General features: G+C 60.1%; 22 protein-coding genes and 1 pseudogene. 9 read left to right on the top strand and 14 right to left on the bottom strand.

From position 1 onward, the window contains the following. Nucleotides 1–25: 25 nt before the first annotated feature. The 12 genes and pseudogenes from purH to gcbA all read right to left on the bottom strand — a co-directional run bounded on the left by purH (nt 26) and on the right by gcbA (nt 14,289). The gene (purH, locus tag IB250_RS24105; protein ID WP_192345859.1) at nt 26–1,633 is read right to left on the bottom strand and encodes a bifunctional phosphoribosylaminoimidazolecarboxamide formyltransferase/IMP cyclohydrolase; all 1,608 of its coding nucleotides are present in this window, start codon (nt 1,631–1,633) and stop codon (nt 26–28) included. An 82-nt stretch (nt 1,634–1,715) separates the two neighbouring features. Then, nucleotides 1,716–2,036 (bottom strand): DNA-binding transcriptional regulator Fis, encoded by a 321-nt coding sequence (gene fis / locus IB250_RS24100; RefSeq protein ID WP_030128251.1) that lies wholly within the window; start codon nt 2,034–2,036, stop codon nt 1,716–1,718. Then, on the bottom strand, nt 2,033–3,043 hold the full coding sequence (dusB, locus tag IB250_RS24095; RefSeq protein ID WP_007907421.1) for a tRNA dihydrouridine synthase DusB: 1,011 nt from the start codon (nt 3,041–3,043) through the stop codon (nt 2,033–2,035). Before dusB ends, fis begins: the two co-directional genes overlap by 4 nt. Nucleotides 3,044–3,227: 184 nt before the next feature. Continuing rightward, nucleotides 3,228–4,448, bottom strand: coding sequence for a DUF3426 domain-containing protein (locus IB250_RS24090; RefSeq protein WP_192345857.1), 1,221 nt, complete (start codon nt 4,446–4,448; stop codon nt 3,228–3,230). A gap of 30 nt (nt 4,449–4,478) precedes the next feature. After that, nucleotides 4,479–5,357, bottom strand: a complete 879-nt coding sequence (gene prmA / locus IB250_RS24085; protein ID WP_192345855.1) for a 50S ribosomal protein L11 methyltransferase — start codon at nt 5,355–5,357, stop codon at nt 4,479–4,481. 252 nt (nt 5,358–5,609) lie between these two features. Next, on the bottom strand, nt 5,610–6,968 hold the full coding sequence (gene accC, locus IB250_RS24080; RefSeq protein WP_008069032.1) for an acetyl-CoA carboxylase biotin carboxylase subunit: 1,359 nt from the start codon (nt 6,966–6,968) through the stop codon (nt 5,610–5,612). A 17-nt stretch (nt 6,969–6,985) separates the two neighbouring features. Then, the gene (accB, locus tag IB250_RS24075) at nt 6,986–7,453 is read right to left on the bottom strand and encodes an acetyl-CoA carboxylase biotin carboxyl carrier protein (RefSeq protein ID WP_008069033.1); all 468 of its coding nucleotides are present in this window, start codon (nt 7,451–7,453) and stop codon (nt 6,986–6,988) included. Between the two features lie 49 nt (nt 7,454–7,502). Further along, entirely contained in the window at nt 7,503–7,955 is a 453-nt protein-coding gene (aroQ, locus tag IB250_RS24070) for a type II 3-dehydroquinate dehydratase (protein ID WP_123500889.1), read from the bottom strand. 132 nt (nt 7,956–8,087) lie between these two features. Then, nucleotides 8,088–9,827, bottom strand: a complete 1,740-nt coding sequence (locus tag IB250_RS24065) for a protein-disulfide reductase DsbD (protein WP_192345852.1) — start codon at nt 9,825–9,827, stop codon at nt 8,088–8,090. Nucleotides 9,828–9,889: 62 nt separating this feature from the next. Beyond that, the gene (locus IB250_RS24060) at nt 9,890–10,252 is read right to left on the bottom strand and encodes a hypothetical protein (protein ID WP_225603800.1); all 363 of its coding nucleotides are present in this window, start codon (nt 10,250–10,252) and stop codon (nt 9,890–9,892) included. A gap of 368 nt (nt 10,253–10,620) precedes the next feature. After that, nucleotides 10,621–11,127: pseudogene (locus IB250_RS29110) on the bottom strand (methyl-accepting chemotaxis protein); the annotation flags it as partial. A 1,491-nt stretch (nt 11,128–12,618) separates the two neighbouring features. Next, a complete protein-coding gene (gene gcbA / locus IB250_RS24050; protein ID WP_192345848.1) occupies nt 12,619–14,289 on the bottom strand; it encodes a diguanylate cyclase GcbA in 1,671 nt (556 codons plus the stop codon). 289 nt (nt 14,290–14,578) lie between these two features. Here gcbA and IB250_RS24045 point away from each other — a divergent pair, with 289 nt between their 5' ends. The 6 genes from IB250_RS24045 to IB250_RS24020 all read left to right on the top strand — a co-directional run bounded on the left by IB250_RS24045 (nt 14,579) and on the right by IB250_RS24020 (nt 21,270). After that, nucleotides 14,579–15,646, top strand: a complete 1,068-nt coding sequence (locus IB250_RS24045; RefSeq protein ID WP_008011254.1) for a DUF2333 family protein — start codon at nt 14,579–14,581, stop codon at nt 15,644–15,646. Between the two features lie 3 nt (nt 15,647–15,649). After that, nucleotides 15,650–16,219 carry an NUDIX hydrolase gene (locus IB250_RS24040; protein ID WP_192345846.1) on the top strand — a complete coding sequence of 190 codons (570 nt, stop codon included), beginning with the start codon at nt 15,650–15,652 and terminating at the stop codon, nt 16,217–16,219. Between the two features lie 189 nt (nt 16,220–16,408). After that, complete coding sequence (locus tag IB250_RS24035) at nt 16,409–16,780, top strand: translation initiation factor Sui1 (RefSeq protein ID WP_007907444.1); 372 nt, start codon at nt 16,409–16,411, stop codon at nt 16,778–16,780. A gap of 223 nt (nt 16,781–17,003) precedes the next feature. Beyond that, entirely contained in the window at nt 17,004–18,917 is a 1,914-nt protein-coding gene (gene speA, locus IB250_RS24030; RefSeq protein ID WP_192345844.1) for an arginine decarboxylase, read from the top strand. Between the two features lie 233 nt (nt 18,918–19,150). Further along, nucleotides 19,151–20,476 (top strand): type VI secretion system Vgr family protein, encoded by a 1,326-nt coding sequence (locus tag IB250_RS24025; RefSeq protein ID WP_192345842.1) that lies wholly within the window; start codon nt 19,151–19,153, stop codon nt 20,474–20,476. Next, the gene (locus tag IB250_RS24020) at nt 20,473–21,270 is read left to right on the top strand and encodes a DUF4123 domain-containing protein (RefSeq protein WP_192345840.1); all 798 of its coding nucleotides are present in this window, start codon (nt 20,473–20,475) and stop codon (nt 21,268–21,270) included. The genes IB250_RS24025 and IB250_RS24020 overlap by 4 nt, the downstream gene beginning before the upstream one ends. A gap of 19 nt (nt 21,271–21,289) precedes the next feature. Here the strand turns inward: IB250_RS24020 and IB250_RS24015 are convergent, their stop codons facing one another. Next, nucleotides 21,290–22,630, bottom strand: coding sequence for an MATE family efflux transporter (locus IB250_RS24015; protein ID WP_192345838.1), 1,341 nt, complete (start codon nt 22,628–22,630; stop codon nt 21,290–21,292). Between the two features lie 162 nt (nt 22,631–22,792). Continuing rightward, on the bottom strand, nt 22,793–23,086 hold the full coding sequence (locus tag IB250_RS24010; RefSeq protein ID WP_063341672.1) for a hypothetical protein: 294 nt from the start codon (nt 23,084–23,086) through the stop codon (nt 22,793–22,795). 292 nt (nt 23,087–23,378) lie between these two features. Between IB250_RS24010 and IB250_RS24005 the strand changes: the two genes are divergently transcribed. The 3 genes from IB250_RS24005 to IB250_RS23995 are packed head-to-tail and all read left to right on the top strand — an operon-like array spanning nt 23,379 to nt 25,060. Next, nucleotides 23,379–23,681 carry a MazG-like family protein gene (locus IB250_RS24005; RefSeq protein WP_095634107.1) on the top strand — a complete coding sequence of 101 codons (303 nt, stop codon included), beginning with the start codon at nt 23,379–23,381 and terminating at the stop codon, nt 23,679–23,681. Beyond that, nucleotides 23,681–24,430 carry a methyltransferase domain-containing protein gene (locus IB250_RS24000; protein WP_030128232.1) on the top strand — a complete coding sequence of 250 codons (750 nt, stop codon included), beginning with the start codon at nt 23,681–23,683 and terminating at the stop codon, nt 24,428–24,430. Before IB250_RS24005 ends, IB250_RS24000 begins: the two co-directional genes overlap by 1 nt. A 12-nt stretch (nt 24,431–24,442) precedes the next feature. After that, a complete protein-coding gene (locus IB250_RS23995; protein WP_192345836.1) occupies nt 24,443–25,060 on the top strand; it encodes a DUF4136 domain-containing protein in 618 nt (205 codons plus the stop codon). The last annotated feature ends 47 nt before the right edge of the window (nt 25,061–25,107 follow it).

The raw sequence follows: 25,107 nt of genomic DNA, 5'->3' as shown, positions 1-25,107 counted from the left end.
CCAGCTCCCACAGTTGATCGTGTAGTTAGTGACGGAAGTGGCGCATGCCAGTAAAGACCATGGCGATGCCGGCTTCATCAGCAGCAGCAATCACTTCGTTGTCACGCATCGAGCCACCTGGCTGGATCACCGCAGTGATACCGACCTTGGCCGCGTTGTCGATGCCGTCACGGAACGGGAAGAATGCATCCGATGCCATGACTGCGCCCTGCACTTGCAGGCCGGCGTGTTCTGCCTTGATCGCGGCGATACGCGCGGAGTTCACGCGGCTCATCTGTCCGGCGCCGACACCAATGGTCTGACGGTTCTTGGCGTAGACGATGGCGTTGGATTTAACGTACTTGGCGACTTTCCAGGCGAAGATCAGGTCGTGGATCTCTTGCTCGGTCGGGGCGCGTTTGGTCACGACTTTCAAGTCGTCGGCACCAATCATGCCGATGTCGCGGCTCTGCACCAGCAGACCACCGTTGACGCGCTTGTAGTCCCAGGCCGGAACGCGGTCGGCCGACCACTCGCCGCAGGCCAGCAGGCGTACGTTGGCTTTGGCGGCGACAATTGCGCGTGCTTCAGCGCTGACGCTCGGGGCAATGATCACTTCGACGAACTGACGCTCGACGATGGCTTTGGCAGTTTCTGCATCCAGTTCGCGGTTGAAGGCGATGATGCCGCCGAACGCCGATTCGGTGTCGGTGGCGTAGGCCAGTTCGTAGGCCTGACGGATGCCGCCTTCAGCGTCCGGGCTCACGGCCACGCCGCACGGGTTGGCATGCTTGACGATCACGCAGGCCGGTTTGACGAAGCTCTTCACACATTCCAGCGCGGCGTCGGTGTCGGCCACGTTGTTGTACGACAGCTCTTTGCCTTGCAGCTGGGTGGCGGTGGCGATGCCGACTTCCGCAGGCTTGGCTTCAACGTAGAACGCCGCGCTCTGGTGCGGGTTCTCGCCGTAGCGCATTTCCTGAGCCTTGATGAACTGGCTGTTGAAGGTGCGCGGGAATTCGCTGCGACCGGAGGTCGAGAGGGTTTCAGCCGCCTGGTTCACGGTGCCCATGTAGTTGGCGATCATGCCGTCGTAGGCGGCGGTGTGTTCGAAGGCCTTGAGCATCAGGTCGAAACGCTGAGCGTAGGTCAGGCCGCCGGCCTTGAGGCTTTCCAGGACGTTGGCGTAATCGCTGGCATTCACCACGATGGCCACGTCTTTGTGGTTCTTGGCTGCCGAACGGACCATGGTCGGGCCGCCGATGTCGATGTTTTCGATGGCGGTCGGCAGGTCGCAGCCTGGCTTGTTGATGGTGGCTTCGAACGGGTACAGGTTGACCGCAACCAGATCGATCGGCTTGATGCCGTGCTCATTCATGATGGCGTCGTCGATACCGCGACGACCGAGGATCCCGCCGTGGATTTTCGGGTGCAGGGTTTTCACCCGGCCGTCCATCATTTCTGCGAAACCGGTGTAGTCCGCGACTTCCACTGCGGCAACACCGTTGTCGCGCAGCAGCTTGAACGTTCCGCCGGTGGAGAGGATCTCGACGCCCAGGGCTTCAAGCTCCTTGGCGAATTCAAGGATCCCGGTCTTGTCGGAAACGCTGATCAAGGCGCGGCGGATCGGCAGGCGGGTAGTCTGGTCGGTCATTTCAATTTCCATCAAAAGCAAGGGAAGTCAGCAAAAAAGGCGACCGGTTTTACGCGGGCGCCTTTCTGGTTTGATTGAATGCTTACAGCAAATCGTACTGCTTGAGTTTCTTGCGCAGGGTGCCCCGGTTCAGCCCGAGCAGCTCACTGGCCTTGGTCTGGTTGCCCTTGACGTAGTTCATCACGCATTCGAGCAGGGGAGCCTCGACTTCGGAGAGCACCAGGTTGTACACATCCGTGACGGCAGCGCCCTCAAGGTGGGCGAAATAATTGTGCAGCGCCTTCTCGACATTCCCGCGAAGGGTCTGACCTTCTTCGCTCGGCGTATTGAGGTGCTGTTTCAAATTCACGTTGTCGCTCACGGGTGTTGTTCCACTCACTAAAGTCTCGGTCATCATCGTCATGCGGCCACCCCTTCTCCGTCCCCTGTCAGGCTCTTGTAACGTTCGGCGAAGAAGGCCCGAACGTAGGCGCATTGTGCTTCCGTATCTTCCAAACGATTGAAGTGGGCGCGGAACTCCCTGGCGCCCGGCAAGGTTGCGAGATACCAGCCCACATGCTTGCGAGCTATGCGCACGCCCATGACGTCGCCATAGAAGGCATGCAGCGCAGCCAGATGCTCAAGCAGAATACGTTCCACCTCGATCAGTTCCGGTGCCGGGAGTTTTTCGCCGGTACGCAGATAATGGTCGATTTCACGAAAAATCCATGGCTGCCCCTGGGCAGCCCGACCTACCAACAGGCCATCGGCACCGGTCGCGTCGAGCACGTACCGGGCCTTCTCGGGCGAATCGATATCGCCATTGGCAAACACCGGAATCGACACCGCCTGCTTGATCGCGGCAATGGTGTCGTACTCGGCTTCCCCGGTATACAGATCGGCACGGGTGCGGCCATGTACCGCCAACGCCGTAATGCCTGCCTGCTCGGCAATCTTCGCCACGGTCAGGCCATTCTTGTTCGCCCGGTCCCATCCGGTGCGGATCTTCAAGGTAACCGGCACATCGACCGCGGCCACTACGGCCTGCAGGATCTCGGTCACCAATGCTTCATCTTTCAACAGGGCGGAGCCGGCGGCCTTGTTGCAGACCTTTTTCGCCGGACAGCCCATGTTGATATCAATAATCTGTGCGCCCAGTTCGACGTTGGCCCGGGCTGCATCCGCCAGCATCTGCGCATCTCCGCCGGCGATCTGTACCGAGCGAGGCTCGGGATCGCCTTCGTGGATCATGCGCATCCGCGATTTGCGGGTGTTCCACAAGCTCATGTCGCTGGTGACCATTTCCGAGACTACAAGGCCCGCGCCCAGTCGCTTGCACAGCTGACGAAAGGGCTGATCGGTGACACCCGCCATGGGGGCGAGAATCAAGCCGTTGTGCAATGTATATGGACCGATGCGTACCGCCGACATAGGACTTCCCTGTTGTGGGGCCGGATCATGAGAGTTCGAAAAAGGGTTGGCATGATACCCGCTCTCGATGACTGGATAAAGGCTGAATTGGATAAAATCTGAACAGTTAATTCGTTATCGCCAGCGGTTTGGTTTGAACGTCAAAGTCAGAAAACCGTCGTCAAGCCTGTAACACTCGAGCGTTTCACTCGGGAGAATGGAAGCTCAGGCTGTAGTTCACCGCTTTGGGGCCTGGATCGAGAATGTCCAGCGCGATGTGGATCGGCGTTTGCGGCGGCATTTCCGCCATGCCTTCGAGATCGCCGTTGAGGTACTCGCCGGGCTTGAAGCGACGGCTGGCGATCAGGTGGCCGTTTAGGTCGGCAAAACGCAACTCCAACAGCGGGAAGGGCTGAGAGAAGGGCGCACGATTGTAGATGATGGCATCGACCACCAGCGCGCCGTTGAAGTCCGGGTGGCTGCGGACCACCAGGTTGCTGCTTTTGACTTTTGCGATGTCGACCTTGGACGGCACGGTGCAGCCGATCTGCGGGCACAGTTGCTGGAACCACGGACGGTACTGGTCCTGGCGTGCCAGTTCGTCAAAGTGGTAGGCGACGTATTGACCGGCGAGGCCGGCGGCGCCGAGCAGGATCAGCAGCAGCCAGAAAAAGCGCCGGCCCCAGGGGGAGCGACGTTTTTGCCAGTCCAGTTGCAACGGATCGTCGGTCAGATCCTCCAATACTTCCGCGCGCAGCGCCGGTTCGCTGCGTTCACGTCGCTTGCGCAGGGGTTCGACCGAGGGCAGGTCGTCGTCGACTTCATCGGGAGTCGCCGACAGGCTGCCAAAGGGGATCGGGGCGTCGAGCGGGTCGTGCAGGCGCAGCTGTTGGATCTCGGGCTCGTCGTCTAGATTTGCGGGCTCCAGCGACAGCGAAGGCTCGGTGCGCGAATGTTTGCCTGGTTCTATCGTGGGTTCTGGCGTGGGCGCGTCGGCGGTTTTTGCACGATCGGCGGCCGATTCACTGAAGAGGCTGTCGGACCAGGGCTCCTGGTCGTGCTCGGTGGTATCGCGGCGAGCGCTGAGGCTGTCTTCGCGGGGCCGAGTGAATTCCGTTGTTGGCTGGATTTCCCGCTGTTCAAGCCGGGCGAGCTCTTCGTCCAGATCCAGGCTGTCCAGATCCATTTCTGCAGCCGTCCATTGCTTTTGGCTGATGGCTCGCTGCACGGGCGGTTCGACGGGCGCCGGTGCAACCGGTTTGACCGTTTCCTTGCCGGCCCGCTGCTCGAGTAACTGCTTGGCGGCGTTGAACACCTGCAAACACGAGCCGCAACGAACCACTCCACGGGCCACGCTCAACTGAGCATGGCTGACGCGGAAGCTGGTTTGGCAATGCGGGCACTGGGTGACGAAGCTGTCGGTCATGCGGTAATCCGGTTTATGCAGGCGCTCATTCTAGCGCCGACGGCCAGTAATGCGTACCCAGCCGTCGCGATTGGCAATCGGGTCCAGATCGAAGTCCTGAGCGTAGGCAGCGGCGACTTCTTCACCTTGTTCGGCGAGGATGCCTGAAAGCGCCAAACGACCACCCTGCTTGACCAGGCTGGACAGCTGCGGCGCCAGCGAAACCAGCGGGCCGGCAAGAATGTTGGCCACCAGTACATCGGCCTGAACCTGCGGCAGGTCTTGCGGCAAATACAGCGGGAAGAGTTCGTCAGCAATGTTGTTGCGACCGGCATTGTCGCGGGAGGCTTCCAGCGCCTGCACGTCGATGTCGGTGCCGACGGCTTGCTTGGCGCCCAGCAACAGGGCGGCAATCGCCAGAATCCCCGAACCGCAACCGAAGTCGAGCACGTTGCACCCCTTCAGGTCCTGACCGTCGAGCCATTCCAGGCACAGCGCGGTGGTCGGGTGAGTGCCGGTGCCGAACGCCAGGCCCGGGTCCAGCAGCAGGTTTACTGCGTCCGGCTCCGGCGCGGCGTGCCAGCTCGGGACGATCCACAGGCGCTGACCGAAGCGCATCGGCTGGAAACCGTCCATCCAGCTGCGTTCCCAGTCCTGGTCTTCGATCACTTCGCTGTGATGCTCGGGTAGCGGGCTGCCGGTCAGCAACTCGAGGTGGGCCAGTACGCTGGCGGCTTCGGTGCCGCCTTCGAACAAGGCCAGCAAGTGAGTGTGCGACCACAGCGGGGTGGTATTGAGTTCCGGCTCGAAAATCGGCTGATCTTCGGCGTCCATGAAGGTCACCGATACGGCGCCCACTTCAAGGAAAGCGTCTTCGTAGGTTTCGGCTTGTTCTGGGCTGATGGCGAGACGGACTTGCAGCCAAGGCATGGCGGGCACCTTTGAAAAATATGGATTGCAGCCTGGCGGGCTGCGAGAAGCGCGTAAGTTTACGCGAGCGCGAAGGTTTTGTGGGAGTCCACTGTACCTGTGGGAGCGGGCTTGCTCGCGAAAGCGGTCTGTCAGTCACATCAGTGTTGGATGTGCCGCCTTCGCGGGCAAGCCTCGCTCCTACAAGGGCCGAGGCAATCCCCAGAAACAACAAAGCCGCTCGAAAGCGGCTTTGTTGGTATGGATCACAGCTTAATGCTTTTCGCCAGCCAGCTTGTGTTCCAGGTAGTGGATGTTGACTCCGCCTTCGCAGAAGCCAGCATCGCGGACCAGATCGCGGTGCAGCGGGATGTTGGTCTTGATCCCGTCGACAACGATTTCGTCCAGCGCATTGCGCATGCGCGCCATGGCTTCGTCACGGGTGGCGCCGTAGGTGATCAGCTTGCCGATCAACGAATCGTAGTTCGGCGGAACGGCATAGCCACTGTACAGGTGCGAATCGACGCGAACGCCGTTGCCGCCTGGCGCGTGGAAATGCTTGACCGTGCCTGGGCTAGGCATGAAGGTTTTCGGGTCTTCGGCGTTGATCCGGCATTCCAGCGCGTGACCGCGGATAACGACGTCATCCTGGGTGTACGACAGCTTGTTGCCAGCGGCGATGCTGAGCATCTCCTTGACGATGTCGATGCCGGTGACCATTTCCGATACCGGGTGCTCTACCTGGACACGAGTGTTCATCTCGATGAAGTAGAAGTGGCCGTTCTCGTACAGGAACTCGAAAGTGCCGGCGCCACGGTAGCCGATGTCGATGCAAGCCTTGACGCAGCGAGCGAGGACTTCAGCGCGTGCTTTCTCGTCGATGCCCGGTGCCGGCGCTTCTTCGAGAACCTTCTGGTGGCGACGTTGCAGCGAGCAATCGCGGTCACCCAGATGGATGGCGTGGCCCTGGCCGTCGGAAAGTACCTGAACTTCCACGTGACGTGGGTTGGTCAGGAATTTTTCCAGGTAGACCATCGGGTTGCCGAACGCTGCGCCCGCTTCGGAGCGGGTCAGTTTCGCCGAGGAGATCAGGTCTTCCTCTTTGTGCACCACGCGCATACCACGACCACCGCCGCCGCCAGCGGCTTTGATGATCACTGGATAACCAACTTCGCGACCAATGCCCAGAGCGGTTTCTTCGTCTTCCGGCAGCGGGCCGTCGGAACCCGGAACGGTTGGAACGCCGGCGGCGATCATGGCGTGCTTGGCCGATACCTTGTCGCCCATCAGGCGAATGGTTTCGGCTTTCGGGCCAATGAACGCGAAGCCGGAGTTCTCGACCTGTTCGGCAAAGTCGGCGTTTTCCGCAAGGAAACCGTAGCCTGGGTGGATGGCGGTAGCGCCAGTCACTTCAGCGGCGGCGATGATGGCCGGAATGTGCAGGTAAGAGTGCGCGGCCGAGGCCGGGCCGATGCAGACGGATTCGTCTGCCAGGCCCAGGTGCATCAGCTCTTTGTCGGCCTTGGAGTAAACGGCGACAGTCTTGATGCCCATCTCTTTGCAGGCACGCAGAATCCGCAGGGCGATCTCACCGCGGTTGGCGATCAGAACTTTTTCCAACTTCGCAGTCATCAAAGTTTCTCCGCGGTTCAAACGATGGTGAACAGCGGTTGGTCGTACTCAACCGGCTGGCCGTCTTCGACGAGGATGGATTCGATCACACCGCTGGCTTCAGCTTCGATGTGGTTCATCATCTTCATGGCTTCGACGATGCACAGGGTGTCGCCTTTCTTCACGGTCTGGCCGACTTCAACGAAGGACGGCGAGGACGGCGAGGATTTGCGATAGAAAGTACCGACCATAGGCGAGCGGGCAACGTTGCCGTTCAGCGCAGGCGCAGCCGGGGCTGCAGGAGCAGCGGCGGCAACCGGAGCAGCAGCGACAGGCGCAGGCGCCGGTGCCGGAGCATGCATAGGAGCGGGAGCGTAGTACTGCTGAGCCGGCGTCTTGCTGTGACGGCTGATGCGTACGGACTCTTCGCCTTCCTTGATCTCGAGCTCGTCGATACCGGACTCTTCCAGCAATTCGATCAGTTTCTTAACTTTACGGATATCCATGAATCATCAACTCCCAAGGGTCGGTCAGGGGGCGTTTAACGCTTGTTGTTCAAGCTGTTGCCTGTCTTTCAAGCTGCTCTAGGGCGGCCTCCAGGGCCAGTCGATAACCGCTGGCGCCAAGGCCGCAGATCACTCCCTCCGCAACGTCGGAGAAGTAAGAGTGATGGCGGAAAGGTTCGCGTTTGTGCACGTTAGACAAATGCACTTCGATGAATGGGATGCTCACTGCCAGCAGCGCGTCACGTAATGCGACACTTGTATGCGTAAAAGCTGCTGGATTGATCAGAATGAAGTCCACACCTTCGCCGCGAGCAGCGTGGATGCGATCGATCAATTCGTACTCGGCGTTGCTTTGCAGATAGAGCAAATGGTGGCCGGCATTGCGCGCCCGCTGTTCCAGATCCTGATTGATCTGCGCCAGCGTCGTTGCACCGTAGACGCCCGGTTCCCGGGTGCCGAGCAGGTTCAGGTTAGGGCCGTGTAAAACCAATAAGGTCGCCATCTGCTGCTCCTTTGTCATCTGTGTGCAATTGTCAGAACCCGGCGACTATGCCGCAAAGCCTTTGTGACTGTCCAGTTCTATGCAATAGCCAGCACGATGGCCGATGTTTACGCGAAATATATGACCGGGTAATTAAATCCGGTCATTTGCTTTCGCAACACGTTCGGCGAAGTTTTTCGCGCTGATCTCGCCAATCACCCGCACATCGACACGTTCGACGCCATCCTTGCCGAAAAACATCAGCGCTGGAGGACCGAATAGCTTGTAGCGGTCGAGCAGGGCGCGTTGTTCGGCGTTGCTGGCGGTGATGTCGAAACGGATCAATCGATAACCTTTGAGGCGTTCGACGACATTGGCATCGGTGAGCACTTCGTGTTCGATGACTTTGCAACTGATGCACCAGTCGGCGTACCAATCGAGCAGCAGCGGTGTAGCGGAGGACTTGGCTTCGGCGAGGACGCGGTCCAGTTCGGCTGGTGTGGTAATGGTTTGCCAGTTGCCGGCGATTGGCGGTTGACTGTTGCTGGCGACATTGCGCGGTTGGCCAATGGGGTTGAACGGATCGGTCTGGCCACTGAAGGCGCCGTACCAACAGGCCAGGGCATAAAACAGCAGGAACATCCCGAGCAATTGCCCCAGGCGTTTTCTTGGCGGTTTATAGACGAATTCCAGTGCGCCCATAAACAACCCGACGCCACCGGCGAGCAAGCCGATCAACAGCAAGGTGATCTGGCCCGGCAATACCCGGCTGAGCAAAGCAATCGCCAGCCCGAGCAGCAGCACCCCAATCGCGTTTTTCACGTAGATCAGCCAAGGTCCGCTCTTCGGCAGCCAGGCTGCGCCGCCGGTTGCCACCAGCAACAGCGGCGCACCCATGCCCAAGCCGAGCATGAACAATTTCAATCCGCCACCCAGAGCATCGCCGCTGGCGCTGATGTACAGCAGCGCGCCGGCCAGTGGTGCCGATACACACGGCGAAACCAGCAGGCTCGACACCACGCCCAGCACGGCCGCGCCCCACAATGAGCCGCCTTCGGTACGCCCGGCGATCCGGTCCAGGCGGCTGCTGATGGCATGGGGGAGTTTCAGTTCGAAGACGCCAAACATGGCCAGGGCAAATACCGCGAAAAACATCGCGAACGGCACCAGCACCCAAGCCGACTGCAAGCGCGCCTGAAGATTGAGCTGTGCGCCGAACATTCCCATCAAGGCCCCGAGCAGGGCGAAACAAGCGGCCATCGGCAATACGTAAGCCAGCGACAGGTTGAAGCCGCGTAACCCGCCAACCTGTCCGCGCAGGACCACCCCGGAGAGGATCGGCAGCATTGGTAGTACGCAGGGAGTGAAGGTCAGGCCAACACCTGCAAGAAAAAACAGCGCCAGTTCGCGCCAGCTCCAGGCTGTGGTCGCGGCGCCGCTGCCATCAATATTCAGGCGTTCTGTCTCAGGCGGATAACACAGGCCTTTGTCGGCGCAGCCTTGGTAGGTCACGGCCAGCGTAAAGGCGCGTGAGTCGGTGCGTGGCAGTTTTACATCGAGAATGCCGTGGTAAACCTCGACATCGCCGAAGAACTCATCGTGCTTTTGTTCGCCTTTGGGCAGTTGCGCCGCGCCGAGGCCAATGTCGGCCGGGTCGGCGCGAAACTGGAAACGATGGCGGTAGAGGTAATAACCCTCGGTGGCGACGAAGCGTAGCTTGATTGATTGCGGCGTACTTTCTACCAAACTCAACTTAAAAGCTTCGCGCACCGGCAGGAAGTCGGCGCTGTTGTTGATCGAGCCCAGGGTGGAACTGGGCCGACTGTCCAGCAACCCGGCGGCGGAGGCCGGCAGGGCGAGCACTAAAAACAGCAGGCAAAGCAAACGGCGCATGACAATCTCGCGTATCGGAATTGGGGGCATGATAGCGGACGCAGGCGTGTGTTGCCTCGCTCCTACGGCAATCCGCTGGAGTGGTTGCACAGGTTGATTGTTACAGGCGTGTAGTGGGTGTTGTCGGTATGTCGAAACAGCGTGCTGCTGTGATACTCATAGACTTCCTGATTGGTCGACACATTGATGACCGAGCCTTGGATATCGACCTTTATGGCTGGATCTCGGGTGACCAGAAACGGACCGGCAGTCCTGAGTTCAGACGCTATTTGTTCGTCGGATGGCAGTTCGCGATAGACATAGTATCGATAGCTGAACGGCACTGTTGCTCCGCCTCGATCATCCTTGACACCGTAGATGAAGCCATTTTCGCCAAGGGGTAGTTTGAGTACTACATCGGTCAGCACCGGGGTGCTGGGAGACATAAGCCATGTCCCGCCTATGTAAGCCAGGCATGCTGCCAGCAGGCAGGTGGTGACTATTGTGTATGCCGTTTTTTGAGTAGTTCCTGAACCGGGCATACCTGACTAATACCAATCCGTTAAGCGGTAATGCGATCTGTAGCAGCTGCCGAGCTTGCGAGGCTGCGTTCGGCTGCGCAGCAGTCGTGAATACGGCTGATGCGGTCTGCCTGACGTTCCGCGACTGCTTCGCAGCCGAACGCAGGCTTCGCCAGCTGCTACAAAGAGTGTGTCGCGGCTGAAAATGGCATTAGTCATACCTGGCTCCTTTTTCGATCCATTCCTGATCCGCAGGATCATCACCAAAAGTAGCCTCGTTCCACCAGCTTTTTCTAAACCCGAAATGCCTGCACCGCCGTATGCAGCTGTCCACCCAGCGCCAGTAAATGTTCGCCTTGGCTGCGCCCCTCGCCGATGCGTAGCAAGTTATCCCCACCCAATTGGTGAATCCGCTCACTGTGATCGCGGATTTCGCTGACAGCGCCGCTCTGCTGGGCAGTGACATCGGCGATGCGCACGGCGGTGTCGGAAATGGTCTGGATCGCCCCGACGATTTTATCCAGCGCCCCGTCGGCTGCCTGAGCCTGATTGGCCGTGGCTTCGGCGTGTTCGACCTGAGCGCGCATGCCTTCGACCGATTGCCGCGCGGCGGTTTGCAGGCCGGCGATCAGCGTCTGGATCTCGGCCGTGGCCCCGGCAGTGCGTTGCGCCAGTGAGCGAACCTCTTCGGCCACCACCGCAAATCCTCGGCCCATTTCTCCGGCGCGGGCCGCTTCGATGGCGGCGTTCAGGGCCAGCAGGTTGGTCTGGTCGGCAATCGAGCGGATCACCGTCAGCACACCGCCGATGGTCGCCGACTCCTCGGCCAGATGTTCGATCATCTGCGCGTTGCCTTGCACTTCACCCACCAACGCATGCAGCCCGGTGAGGCTCAGGCCGATAACTTTCTGACCGTGTTCCACCGCAAGTCCTGCATGACGACTGGCATCGGCAGCCTGGCTGGCATCACCGGCGACTTGTTGAATCGTCGCCTCGAGTTCACCCAGAGAGTCGCGGATCAACGCGGTGTCGCCGGCCTGATGCTCGGCGCCACTGTGCAGGTCATTGCTCAATTCGGCCAACGTTCGGCTGCTGCCGGCGACTTGCTCGGCGTTGAGGCGAATGGTGCCGACCAGGTCGACCAGATAGGCGCGCAAGCGATTGAGCGAGGCTTGAATGTCATGCAGCTCGCGGTTGGTCGCGCCCAGTTGAATGTCGCGGCTGAAGTCACCTTCGGCCCAGGTCGACAGCGCCGGGGCGAGTTTGGTCAGGGTTCGGGCCAGGCGCCGCTGCAAGGTATCGATGAGCAATGCGATCAGCAGGATCAGCCCAATCATCACCCCTTGCATCAACCGCACTTCGCTCTGGATCTGCCCGTGTTGGGCGCGCACCACGGGTTCCAGCCCGGCGATGGACTGCTGCACGGCGGCGATTTTCAAGTGCGTCGCGGTGCTGAGGTCGGCGCGTTTCTGGATCTGTTCGCGAGTGCGCGCCAGTTCCGAGGGGTAGCGGGTGAGCAGGCTGTTGAGTTCCCGCTTGAGGCCGACGCCGGCATCTTCGGCGACGGTTTTCTCGGTGTTCTCCAGCCCCATCATCGCGGCGAAATCATCGGTGTTCGATTCGGTGCTGGCGGTCACGCCAAGTAGCGGTAAAGCGTCCAGTTGCTCGGCTTGAGTGCGGATGTTAGCGACTTCTCGTTCGACATCGGCGGCCAGTTCACTGCGACCACTGCTGACCAGTTTATCCCGAGCCAGAGACAGTTTGCCCACGTGCTGGGAGGCGACCAGCAAGGGCGTCAAGTACGCCGCATTACCGCTGGCGTACTGGCTGAGTTGATCCAGGCTGGCGCCGAGTTCGCGTTCGGCTTGCAGCAGCAGCGCTTGCGGGTCGCCCGCGAGTTTGCCGGCGGCCAGCAGGTCGGTTTTGCTGAATTCAGCCAGGTTCGACAGGCTCGGACGCAAGGTGTCGGCCAATGCTGGTGGCAACTCATCGAGTTCCCTTTGCAAGGCGTCGATGGCCTGGCTGGCGCTGCTCAGGCGCAGGGCATCGCCGCTGGCCAGGTAATCCTCGACGTTGCGCACCACTTCATTTTGAAACTGCTGAGACAGCCCCAGATAACGCTCCATCAATAGATAGGGACGTTCCAGGGCTTTTTGCGACCACCAGAGGGTGGTGCCAAGGGCCACGCACACGGCGACCAGAAGGAGGGTATTGAGATTGGTCAACAGCTTCAGGCGCATCATGGTCTACCAACGGCAGAATGGTAAGTGCCTGAAGTTATTGCGTTTCTGTTACAGAGTTATGACCGAATGGGTCGATTCAGATGAAAAAGTGGCACTTTGCTTTGATTCTCGCGCGGCTTGTACGCGGTTGCGACCGGCGTCCTTGGCGCGGTACAGCGCCTCGTCCGCCTGGCTGGCCATCAGCAGGCTGTCGGAGTCTTCGCGCAATTCGACGACACCGGCGCTGAACGTGCACCAGAGGTCCTGCGGCTGAGCGGGGTAGTGAATTTCGGCAAAGCGCTGACGGATTTCATCGAGCACCTTGTAGGCCGATTCGATATCAGTGTCGGGCATGACGATGGCGAACTCTTCACCACCGTAGCGGCCAATGAAGTCGGTCTTGCGCAACCGTTGCTTGAGGAATAGCGCCAGGCTCTTGATCACCCGGTCGCCCATGGGATGGCCGTGGCTGTCGTTGACCCGTTTGAAGTGGTCGATGTCGAGCATCGCAAAGCTCAGCGGCTTGCTTTCGCGGCGGGCACGGAATGAACAGTCTTCGAGCAATTGCAGAATGTGAGTGTGGTTGTACAAACCGGTCAGGCTGTCACGCACCATCCGCGCTTTCAGATTGCGCGCCCGCGCCGCGCGGTTGCGCACGGTGGTGATCAGGTGTCGTGGCTTGATCGGTTTGGTCAGGAAGTCGTCGCCGCCCTCGCTCATGGCGTCGAGCTGTTTGTCCAGATCGTCTTCGGCTGACAGATAAATGATCGGCACGCTGACATAGCGGTCGTTATGCCGGATCACCTTGGCCAGTTCAGTACCGGTGCAGGCCGGCATGTACATGTCGAGGATGATCAGGTCCGGCTGGAAATCCGCCAGTTCGGCCATGGCCTGGATCGGTTCGATCAAGGTCCGTGTGACGATCCCGGCGCTATTGAGCAGGCGTTCGGTGTGCAAGGCCTGGGCGCGGGAGTCGTCGATGATCAGCACTTTATAAGGTTCGTACTGGGCAACGCAGGTCAGGACTTCGATCTTTTCCAGCAGGCTCGAGGCTTCGAGGGTGCCGGTGAGAAATTCCTGGCCGCCGGCACGCACGGCGGCGAGGCGGGTCGGGGTATCGGTTTCGTGCAAGCTGAAAAACAACAGCGGCAAGGGCTGATCGAGACCTTCCTGGGCTTCGGCCGCCAGTTTCAGGCCAATGCCGGCGCCGCTGAAGTCGACGTCCATGACAATCGCCGCCGGCAACCGCTCGACCATCGAGGAGCGGAACGCGGCGACACTGTCGAGGGATTGAGCGCTGAGCCCGAAGAATTCAAGTTGCTTGGCCAGCCGCTCGGCCCGGTCGTGATCCTGCAGCATCACGTAGATCGGTTTGCGCAGCGGCGGCAGAAAGGTGTGTTCGAACTGATCGCCATGGCGCAGGCCGGTGCGGGACAGGCGCTGCATCAGGCGATTGAGGTCAGTGATCAGTCCGCTGCTCAGGCGTCCGCGGTTGGCGTCCACCGCTTCCAGCGACTGGCCGATGTGGCGCGCCAGCTGGGTATGTTCCGGTTGTTCGAAACGTTCGGCAAAACGCAGCAGGCGCAGATTGGCTTCGCTCAACTCCGACAAGTCGGTGGTGGACCATTCGTTGCGCTGCAGGCGTTGCCATATCTCAAGAATCTGGCGTGCCTGATGAATGACCCGCTGGGCAAAGTGGTGCTTGAGGCGCTCACGGCTGGGGTCTTCTGGCTCGGTCATATCCTGACTACTAGTTAGGGTGCATGCTGAGATCGACTGGTGGCTCTATGCTAGCACCTCTTTTCGATTGCATGAGTGTCGTAGGTCAATAATCTGCAAAGCGACTTCATTCAGTTTCTGACCGACTGGTCGCATAGGCTCAGCGCTGTGCTTCATTTATAGTGGCAGCTCGACTGCAGTCATTGTGTGGCTCGCTGTGACGTGCAGGATTTAATGCGCGGCAAATGACGCACGATGGCGTAGGGTTGTGGTCGAACCGATGAACTCAAGTGATTGAAAGGATATCGCCATGCTGGACTGGAAGAACCGCACAGGCAGCGCGCCTGAGCGTGCCGCTGAACCAAAATCGGCCACCCGCAGTTATTTTGGCGGTCTGTTGTTCAGCCGGGCGCTGGCTACTCTGATTGTTCTTTACCTGTTGGTGGCGATCGCGCTGGGCTGGTACTGGAGCCAGGAGCCGGCGCTGTTCCCGGTTCAGCAGAATGCCCAAGTGGCGGCCGAGAAAGAAGGCAAGCAGATGGTGGTCGGGTACACCACGGTGGAAACCCTCAAGACCGTTGCCGGTACTTTGCTGACCAAGCCGGGTGGCTATATTTCCAACGACCGTTTCCCGCCGGGCCTGTGGATGGACAACATGCCGAGCTGGGAATATGGCGTGCTGGTCCAGGTCCGCGACCTGAGTCGTGCGCTGCGTAAAGACTTCGCCCGTTCCCAGTCGCAGTCCGCCGAAGACGCCGACCTGGCCAAGGCCGAGCCGCGTTTCAACTTCGACAACAAAAGCTGGGTGCTGCCATCCAGTGAGTCCGAGTACCAGGAGGGCATCAACTCCCTGAGCCGCTATCAGGCACGTCTGTCGGGTCCTGATCAGAAAAGTGCGCTGTTCTATGCCCGCGCCGACAACCTGAACAACTGGCTGGGTGATGTCGGAACCCGTTTGGGTTCGCTGTCGCAACGGCTGTCGGCCAGTGTTGGCCGGGTCAAGCTCAACACCGCGCTGAAAACCGAAGTCCCGGCGCTCGGTCAGGTGCCGCAGGTTGACGAAGAAGTCGTCGAGACCCCGTGGCTGCAGATCGATAACGTGTTCTACGAAGCCCGCGGTCAGGCCTGGGCGTTGTCCCACCTGCTGCGTGCCATCGAAGTCGATTTCGCCGATGTGCTGGCGAAGAAGAACGCCACGGTCAGCGTGCGCCAGATCATCCGTGAGCTGGAAGCTTCGCAAGAGCCGGTCTGGAGCCCAATGATCCTCAACGGCAGCGGCTTTGGTGTGCTGGCCAACCACTCGCTGGTCATGGCTAACTACATCTCCCGGGCCAACGCCGCGGTGATCGATTTGCGTCAATTGCTCAATCAGGGCTGAGTCATGGTCGATAGCTCCGTCGATGACATGCGTGAGGCCGCGCACCGTGCGGCCTCCGATGCCGAACAGATCGCCTGGGTCGACGAGCAGGACAACCTGCTCGGCGCTCTGGTCCGCTCCGAGCTGCGCGAACGCGAGCTGATCGGGCGTGGCACCTACATCATGCTGTTCAATTCCGCCGGTGAGTTGTGCGTACACCGGCGCACATTGAGCAAAGCGATCTACCCCGGTTACTGGGACGTAGCGGCCGGCGGCATGGTGTTGGCCACCGAAACTTACGCCGAATCGGCGGCCCGTGAGCTGGAAGAGGAATTGGGCGTGAGCGGTGTGGAACTAACCGCCCATGATCACTTTTTCTTCGAGGACACCGGCAACCGACTCTGGTGTTCGGCGTTTTCGGCGGTGTGGGATGGTCCGTTGATCCTGCAGCCGGAAGAGGTGCTGGAAGCGCGCTTCATCCCGATCGATCAGGTCATGCTGGAAATCACGCAGAAGCCTTATTGCCCGGACTCTCTGGCAGCTTTACAGCGCTATCTGAAGGCCCGGCAAACCGACGTCGCAAAGAAGGTATAAATTGGCGCCGATTGGCTCTTAGCAAGTCGGCTTTTTGCCGTTACACTGCGCGACCTTTTCAAACTGAACCGGTAATACAGCGATGTATAACGGTCCAGTAGCGCTGCCCCTGCCTGAGTGGGGCTTCGCGGTCGATGGCTCCCTCCCGGGTTGCCGCGACCAGTCTTTGTCCTCCCAAGAGGATTGCCGGTGGCCAAAAAAGCCGCATCCTTCGCCGCCCTTGGTGGCCTGGTATTTTCCACCGACGCAGGTCGTCATTGCCCGGATTGCAGTCAACCGGTGGATGCCTGCATCTGCAAACAAACCGTTATCCCGGCCGGCGACGGCATCGCTCGCGTGCGTCGCGAAAGCAAGGGCCGTGGCGGCAAGACGGTGACCACCATCACCGGTGTGCCGTTGGCCGAAGACGCGCTCAAGGATCTGGCCACTACGTTGAAGAAACGTTGCGGGACCGGTGGGGCGTTGAAAGACGGGATCATCGAAATCCAGGGCGATCATGTCGAGCTACTCTTGGCCGAGCTGATCAAACACGGTTTCAAAGCGAAGAAGTCCGGCGGCTAGCAGCCTCTGTGAAAACCACCCTCGGCTTGATCCGGCCCCGATTCAATTCTGGTCTGGCGTCGTCTACATGGTTTTCACAGAGCCTGTTCTGACCGGTTTCTAAACTCAGCGCTGAATGCGAGGTCTATGCCCCTTGCATGCAGGCTAATCGTCATTTTCATTCTTTAGACTGCGCCGGCCTGAACCCAGGCGACGCTCTATGACTTCTTTATAGGGGACTTCGATGTCCGTACGACGCACACGCAAAGACGATGGCAGCCAATGGACAGTTGCGGACAGCCGCAGTGTTTACGGGATTCGCCATTGGGGGGCCGGGTATTTCGCGATCAATGACGCCGGTCGCGTCGAAGTTCGTCCGAACGGTCCGACCAGTTCGCCTATCGACCTCTTCGAGCAAGTCGACCAGCTGCGCAAAAGCGGTTTGTCGTTGCCGTTGCTGGTGCGTTTCCCTGACATCCTGCAAGACCGTGTGCGTCAGCTGACCGGTGCGTTCGACGCCAATATCGAGCGCCTGGAATACCAGAGCAAGTACACCGCGCTGTACCCGATCAAGGTCAACCAGCAGGAAGCGGTGATCGAAAACATCATCGCCACCCAGGACGTATCGATCGGTCTGGAAGCCGGCTCCAAGCCTGAGTTGCTCGCTGTTCTGGCGTTGGCACCGAAGGGTGGCACCATCGTCTGCAACGGTTACAAGGACCGCGAGTTCATCCGTCTTGCGCTGATGGGCCAGAAGCTCGGTCATAACGTGTTCATCGTGATCGAGAAAGAATCCGAAGTCGGTCTGGTGATCGAAGAAGCAGCGGCGCTAAAGGTCAAGCCGCAGGTCGGCCTGCGCGTGCGTCTGTCGTCCCTGGCGTCGAGCAAGTGGGCAGACACCGGTGGCGAAAAATCCAAGTTCGGCCTGTCGGCGGCGCAACTGCTGTCGGTGGTCGAGCGTTTCCGTGCGGCCGGCCTGGATCAGGGCATTCGCCTGCTGCACTTCCATATGGGTTCGCAGATCGCCAACCTGGCGGACTACCAGCACGGTTTCAAGGAAGCGATCCGTTATTACGGCGAACTGCGCAATCTCGGCCTGCCGGTGGATCACATCGACGTCGGTGGCGGTTTGGGCGTGGACTACGACGGTACGCACTCGCGTAACGCCAGTTCGATCAACTACGACATGGACGATTACGCCGGTGTCGTGGTCGGGATGCTCAAGGAGTTCTGCGACGCGCAGAGCCTGCCGCACCCGAATATCTTCTCTGAAAGCGGTCGCTCCCTGACCGCTCACCACGCCATGCTGGTGGTTCAGGTCACCGACGTCGAGAAACACAATGACGACGTGCCGAAGATCGATAACAAGGACGAGCTGCCGGAAACCGTACAGTGGCTGGTTGACCTGCTCGGCCCGACCGACATCGAAATGGTCACCGAGACCTACTGGCGCGCCACGCACTACATGAGCGACGTGGCCACGCAATACGCCGATGGCAAGCTGACCCTGGCGCAAAAAGCCCTGGCCGAGCAATGCTACTTCGCCGTTTGCCGTCGCCTGCACAACTCGTTGAAGGCCCGTCAGCGTTCCCACCGTCAGGTGCTCGACGAGCTCAACGACAAGCTGGCTGACAAGTACATCTGCAACTTCTCGGTATTCCAGAGTCTGCCGGACACCTGGGCCATCGGCCAGGTCCTGCCGATTTTGCCGTTGCACCGTCTCGACGAAGAGCCGCTGCGCCGTGCGGTGCTGCAAGACCTGACCTGCGATTCCGACGGCAAGATCAAGCAATACGTCGACGAGCAGAGCATCGAGACCAGCCTGCCGGTTCACGGTTTGAACGACGGTGAAGACTATCTGCTGGGGATCTTCCTGGTGGGTGCCTACCAGGAAATTCTCGGCGACATGCATAACCTGTTCGGTGACACCGACTCGGTGAACATCTACCAGAACGCCGATGGCAGCGTGTACCACGCCGGTATCGAAACCCACGACACCATCGAAGACATGCTGCGTTACGTGCACTTGTCGCCGGAAGAGCTGATGACCCACTACCGCGACAAGTGCGCCAGTGCCCGCATCAGCGCCGCCGAGCGCACCCAGTTCCTCGATGCCTTGCGTCTGGGCCTGACCCGCTCGTCTTACCTGTCTTCTTGAGGTAAGGCTCCGTTCTCATCGGGTTGTCTGAAAATTCTCCGTACAGTGAGGAAATTTCAGATGACCTGGTGCGGGGCTTCTCTTTTTTCAAGTGAAATGAACCACAGACCGGGCTATCCAAGCGATGTGGTCTTCTTTTCACGTAGGTCATTTCCTAAGTTGTATTTCGGCACTCTACTCGGCCATGTCTCTCAGCGAGAATCCCCAGCCGCCCCTCCTGTAGAGAATCGCCGATGTTCGATCCAGTCAACGAGCCGTCATTTCGTCTGGATATAGCGGGTCTTCCCGACCCCTTTGAGGTCTTGGCCTTTACCGGTAGTGAAGCCATCAGCGAGCCCTTTGTGTTCGACGTGGATCTGCTGAACGATGACCCGACGCTGGACCTTGCGAGCCTGCTGTATCGTTCGGCCTTTTTGCACTTCGGGCCCCAGGGGCAGGGTATTCACGGGCAGCTGCTTGGCCTCGTTCAGCTTGGCCATGGCGGTCAGCCCGGGCTATGTCGTGTGCGTCTCGGCCCCAGGCTGGCGTGTCTGGGCCAGCGCTTCAATCAGCGAATCTTCAGCCAGCGCTCGGTGCCGGAGATTCTCGCTCAAGTACTCAAGGAGCACGGCATTGCCGGTAAGGGGCGTCGCTTCGACCTGAGCGGCGATTACCCGCCCCGTGATTTCTGCACGCAGTACCGGGAATCAGACCTGCAGTTTCTCCAGCGTCTGTGTGCCCAGGAACGCCTTCATTACCATTTCGAACACTGCGCACGCGCAGGACACTGTCTGGTTTTCGGTGATGGCCTGGGGCAGTTTAGTCGTGGCGAAGAGAGCGTCTTTGAGGGTGAGAACGAACGGCCAGGTGTGCATCAGTTCAAGCTTCAGGGCTGCGGGCAGATCGCCGAAGGCCAGACGAATCTGGCGACGCTGCGCAGCGGTCAACTGATGCCGCTGTCCGGCCACCCGTGTGAGGGCTGGAATCGTCTCTGGCTACTGACCCATGTCGAGCATCAAGGGGGGCAGGAGCCAGGGTTGCCCTATAGCAATCAACTGCGCGCCGTTGTGCAGGAAGTGCCTTTCGTGGCAGATCATTCGGTCATGAAACCCAGGATGCACAGCCTGCAACGGGCGTGGGTAGTCGAGGTCGATGAGTCTCAACCGGATCTGTCCAGACCGGTAGCGGTGCAGTTTGACTGGCTTTATCAGGGGGAAGGTGCAGCGCCCAGCCACTGCTGGTTGCCGTTGGCTCCCGAGTTGGGAGACGCGGGCAGTCTGCCGTTGTGCGAAGGGACGCAGGTGCTGGTGAGCTTCATCGAAGGCGATCCGGATCAACCTTTGATCAGCGGATTTCTCCCCGGCGCAGCGTCGAGCACAGAGCCAGTCATACCCGACCTGCAATCTGCCTTGATGACCGATGCGAACCTGGCGCTCGACGGCTTGCTGGGCATGCTGCAATCCAGCGAACCCTTGGTGCTCCTGTGCCTGCTGCCCGATGGCGGCAGTTTCAGTCATTGCTCGCAGTCCTTCTGCACCTGTCGGGCGGCGACGCAGTTTGGCCAGAGCGGTGCGGCATGATCGCCGCTCAGGCGCCCGACTCGACTGCGCAATGGTTGTTGCTCGATGTTCCGGGCGAGCCTCAGGCCGGTGCGAATTTGCGGCAACAGTTTGCTCATGCCCGATGGTTCCGCCTGTTCGAAGGCACTGAGTTTCACCCGTTGCGTGAGTACGGCCCGGTATTGGTCGACCTTCGCGAATGCCCGGCACTGACCGAGTTATGCCAAAGTGCGCCACACATCTGGAGCGGATTGCTGCTAGCCAGTGAAGCAACGCCATCGCAGTTGCTGGAGCATTTGCGGCGCATGCTCACGGTCACGCTGGGTCTGCATCACCGGGCCTTGTTGAGTTACTACAATCCACACACGGCGAGTTATTTTTTCGATGCCTGCGATGCGCAGGAGTTGAGTCGCTGGCTCGGTCCGATCGATCAGTTGCGCTGGTTCGGTGGCACCTGGGCCGACCGGGCGATAGGCTGTCAGGGCTGGCAGCAGTTGTTCAATCCGCAGCTTGCCGTCCGGCCGCTGGCCATTGAAGAAAACCTCAGCCTGCGTCAGCGAGACACCTTGCAAACCTGCCTGCTGGAACAACACGCCTGGCGCTGGAGCCGATCTACCGACACCAGCTACAACAGCTTGTGGGCTTACTTGCAGGAAGGGCTGGCGCTGGGTTTCAGCGAACGTGCGGTGCTCGATGACTGGTTATGGCTGCGCTTGCAGCATCCCGACGCAGTGGCCGGGCAGCCATTGTCGGGAGCCAGCCAGCAGGAGCGTCTCGATAGCTTGCGCAACCGGTGGCAAAACGATCAACCCTGAACGTGAAGGCCGGCCCTCGTTATCCTTTGAACCAGCCATCGTGCTTGCGCAAGTACCAGGCGAATGCACCAAGGGTCAGGCTGCGCAGCAACATGAACAACAGGAAGGTTATCCACAGTCCATGATTGCCCAAGCCTTGCAGCGCCCAGGCGAAGGGCAGCAGCAGGATCACCGTCAGCAGCATACCGTTGCGCATTTCCCGGGCGCGGGTGGCGCCGATGAACAGACCGTCGAGCAGATAGCTCCAGACGGCAATCAGCGGCAGCACCGCGAGGTAAGGCAAGTAAAGGAATGCGGTATCGCGCACGCTCTGGATGTCCGTCTGCATCTGGATGAACAGGTGCCCGGCGAACAGAAACAGCAAGGCAAACCCCACACTCGCCAGCAACGACCAACCGCAGGCCACCACCAATGAGCGACGCATGGCTTCTCGGTCGCGAGCACCGATGGCGTGTCCACACAGGGCTTCTACGGCATGAGCCAGACCGTCCAGCGCATGGGCGGTCAGCAGCAGACCGTTGAGCAGCAACGCGTTGGCGGCGACCGTGGCATCGCCCAGCCGCGCGCCTTGCACGGTGATCAGGAAAAACACTGACTGCAATGCCAGGCTGCGGATGAAGATGTCGCGATTGACCGCCAGCAATGGGCGCCAGCTCTGCCACAACGCCAGCGCTGCCCAGGCGATATGGCCGGGATAGGCGCGCAGAGCCTTGCGGGTCATGAACAGGCCGATCAGCGCGCCGGTCCATTCGGCGATCACCGAGGCCCGGGCCGCGCCGACCACGCCCCACTCCAGGCCGAGGACGAACCAGAGGTTCAGCGCGATGTTGACCAGGTTGGTGCTCAGCAGAATCGCCAGCGGAGCCCGAGCGTTCTGAGTGCCGAGGAACCAGCCCACCAGCGCGTAGCTGGCCAGTGCCGCCGGCAAGCCAAACAGCCGCGTGTGGAAGAACTCGCGGGTTAGCTGATCCAGCTCGGCCGACGGTTGCATGAAATGCAACGCGACCCCGCTCAACGGCACGCCCACTGCGCCCAAGACGATGGCCAGGCCCATGGCCAACAACAGACCCTGGAGCAAAATCTGCCGCAACGCTGCGCCATCCCCGCGCCCGGCAGCCTGGGCGGCGAACCCGGTGGAGCCCATGCGTAGAAAGCCCATGGCCCAGGCAAGAAAGGTATACAGACTGGCGCCCACCGCGACAGCGCCGAGTTGATGAGCATGGGGCAGGTGGCCGATGACAGTACTGTCGACCAGCGCTACCAGCGGTACGGAAATGTTCGAGAGAATCATCGGGGCGGCGAGCGCCCAGACTCGACGATGGGTCGGACGGTCGCGCCAGTCGGCAATCAGGTTGGACATGCAGGCTCCTTGGGGGCGCCTGCATTGTAGCGACACATTCGCAATCTACATCGATCCATTGTGGGAGCGAGCCTGCTCGCGATAGCGGACTGACAGTCAACTTGGATGTTGAATGTGCCGGCGTTATCGCGAGCAGGCTCGCTCCCACAGGGGATGGTGGGGTTAGTGAACAATCCAGCTCAGCAACCACAATCCCAGCAGCAACCAGATAATCCCCATGATGATCGACGCGTTCATGAAGGCGCGGATCGCTGCCCACAGCAACATCAGCCCGATGATCAGCGTGATGATGCTGATGATCGAAGTGTCCATGCCCAGCGCCTGGGCCAACCCTTCGACAAAATTGCTGCCGGCGTTGCTCAACAGGTTGAACAGACCACTGAGGGCATCGATGATGAACCGGATGGCCGAACCGATTATCTGGCCGAGCCATTCGAAAAAGCTTTCTACCTGCATGTGTACGTCCTGATGGAGTGGTGGCGTGGTTGCCGGATCCGAGCATTGGGCTATTGATCGTGCTGCCGAGTTCCCGACCGTCCAAGTATGGCGCAAACATCTCTGTAGCAGCTGCCGAAGGCTGCGTTCGGCTGCGAAGCAGTCGTCAAACCGGAAATTGCGGTACGTCAGGCAGAGCGCGTCAGCCATATTCACGACTGCTGCGCAGCCGAACGCAGCCTTCGGCAGCTGCTACATAGATCTTGCCTTCACCCGCCATCCCCCTGAAGCTATACGACTTCAGGAGAGCCCGATGAACCTTGTTGAACTGACCGAACGCCTGCACGCCATTCGCGACCGCAATGACTGGCGGCAATTTCACAGCCCGAAAAACCTGGCCATGGCCGCGAGCGTGGAAATGTCCGAGCTGGTGGAGATTTTCCAGTGGCTGACCGAAGACCAGTCACGCCAGTTGCCGGCGGACAAGCTCGCCCATGTCGGGCAGGAAGTCGGCGACATCGTGTTGTATCTACTGCTGCTGTGCAGCGAGTTGGGGTTGGACATGAATGAAGTGGTGCGCAGCAAGCTTGCGGACAGCGAACGGCGGTTCAGCTGATGAGCGACCGTCATTTCGATCAACTGGCGACCCGTTTCGCCGAAAAAATCTACGGTGGCGCCAAAGGTGCGATCCGGCTCGCGGTGCTGCAAGCCGACCTGGCCGAAACCCTGCCGGACCGCCCGTTGCGCGTCCTGGACATCGGCGCTGGCCTGGGCCACATGTCGTTGTGGCTGGCCGAGCGAGGTCATCAGGTGACCCTCGCCGAACCTGCCGAACCGATGCTTGAAGGTGCCCGCCAACGCTTCGCCGAAGCCGGGCAGACGGCGACGTTCATCCAGGCGCCGTGGCAGGATCTGCTCGGTCAGCTCACTGAACCTTACGACCTTGTGCTGTGCCACGCCGTGCTGGAATGGCTGGCTGAACCCCATGCGATTTTACCGGTACTGCATCAGTTGACGAAGCCGGACGGCTGGTTGTCCCTGGCGTTCTACAACCGCGATGCGTTGATCTACCGCAACCTGCTCAAGGGGCATTTCCGCAAGATGCGCAAGAACGACATGGCCGGCGAAAAGCAGAGCCTGACGCCGCAGCAGCCACTGGATCCACGGGAACTGGCGGCGCAACTTGAGAGCATGTGGCAGGTCGAAACCCAGAGTGGGGTGCGGGTTTTTTATGACTACATGCCAGTGGAATTCCAGGCCCGCGTCGAACTGCCGGACTTGCTGGAAATGGAACTGGCCCACCGCCGTCACCCAAGCTTCGCCGGGCTTGGGCGCTACCTGCACTGGATCTGTCGGCCGATCTGAGCGGAGCGCGAAATGAAAAGTCGTTCAGGGTTACTGGTGATCTGTCTCGGGTTGGCGGCCTGCCAAGGCAGCAACCCTTATGTCGCGACGTCCAATCCCCTGCCGCCGGCACCGCCCCAGGCCGCCACCACCTTCGACCGCAGCGCCTACCCGGCGCCGCCACGCGATTACGGCCGCTATCGCAGCTGGGCCTGGCTCAACGGGCGTCTGCCACCGGACACTGCCTGGGCCGACTCGGCGCAGGTGGCCGAAGCGGTCAGCAATGCCCTGGATCAACGCGGCTTGCGCCCTCTGCACGATAACCGCCCGGCGGACCTGTTGGTCAGCGCCGATTTGCATCTGGAAACCCGCTTGCGTCAGGTGCAGGACGACTATGGTTACGGCGGGGGTTATTACGGCGGCGGTTACAACCGCTACGGCAACGGTTATGGCATGTACAACACGGTGCCGGTCATTCGTACCTATCAGGTACAAGTCGTGGTGGTGCGTGTTGAACTGTTCGACGCGAGTACTGGCCAGCCGGTATGGAGTGCCAGTGCTGAAACCAGCAGCCAGGGCAGCCAGAGCGAACGTGCCGATGCCATACGCAAAGCTGTCGAAAAGGCTATGTCGGCGTATCCTCCTAGTTAGCTTCCCATACAGGAAGCCTCCCGCAGGTGCATGTCTTCTTTCGGAGA

The sequence above is a fragment of the Pseudomonas sp. PDM09 genome (genome assembly GCF_014852305.1).
Lineage (GTDB): Bacteria > Pseudomonadota > Gammaproteobacteria > Pseudomonadales > Pseudomonadaceae > Aquipseudomonas.
This window is presented reverse-complemented; position numbering and strand designations above follow the sequence as displayed.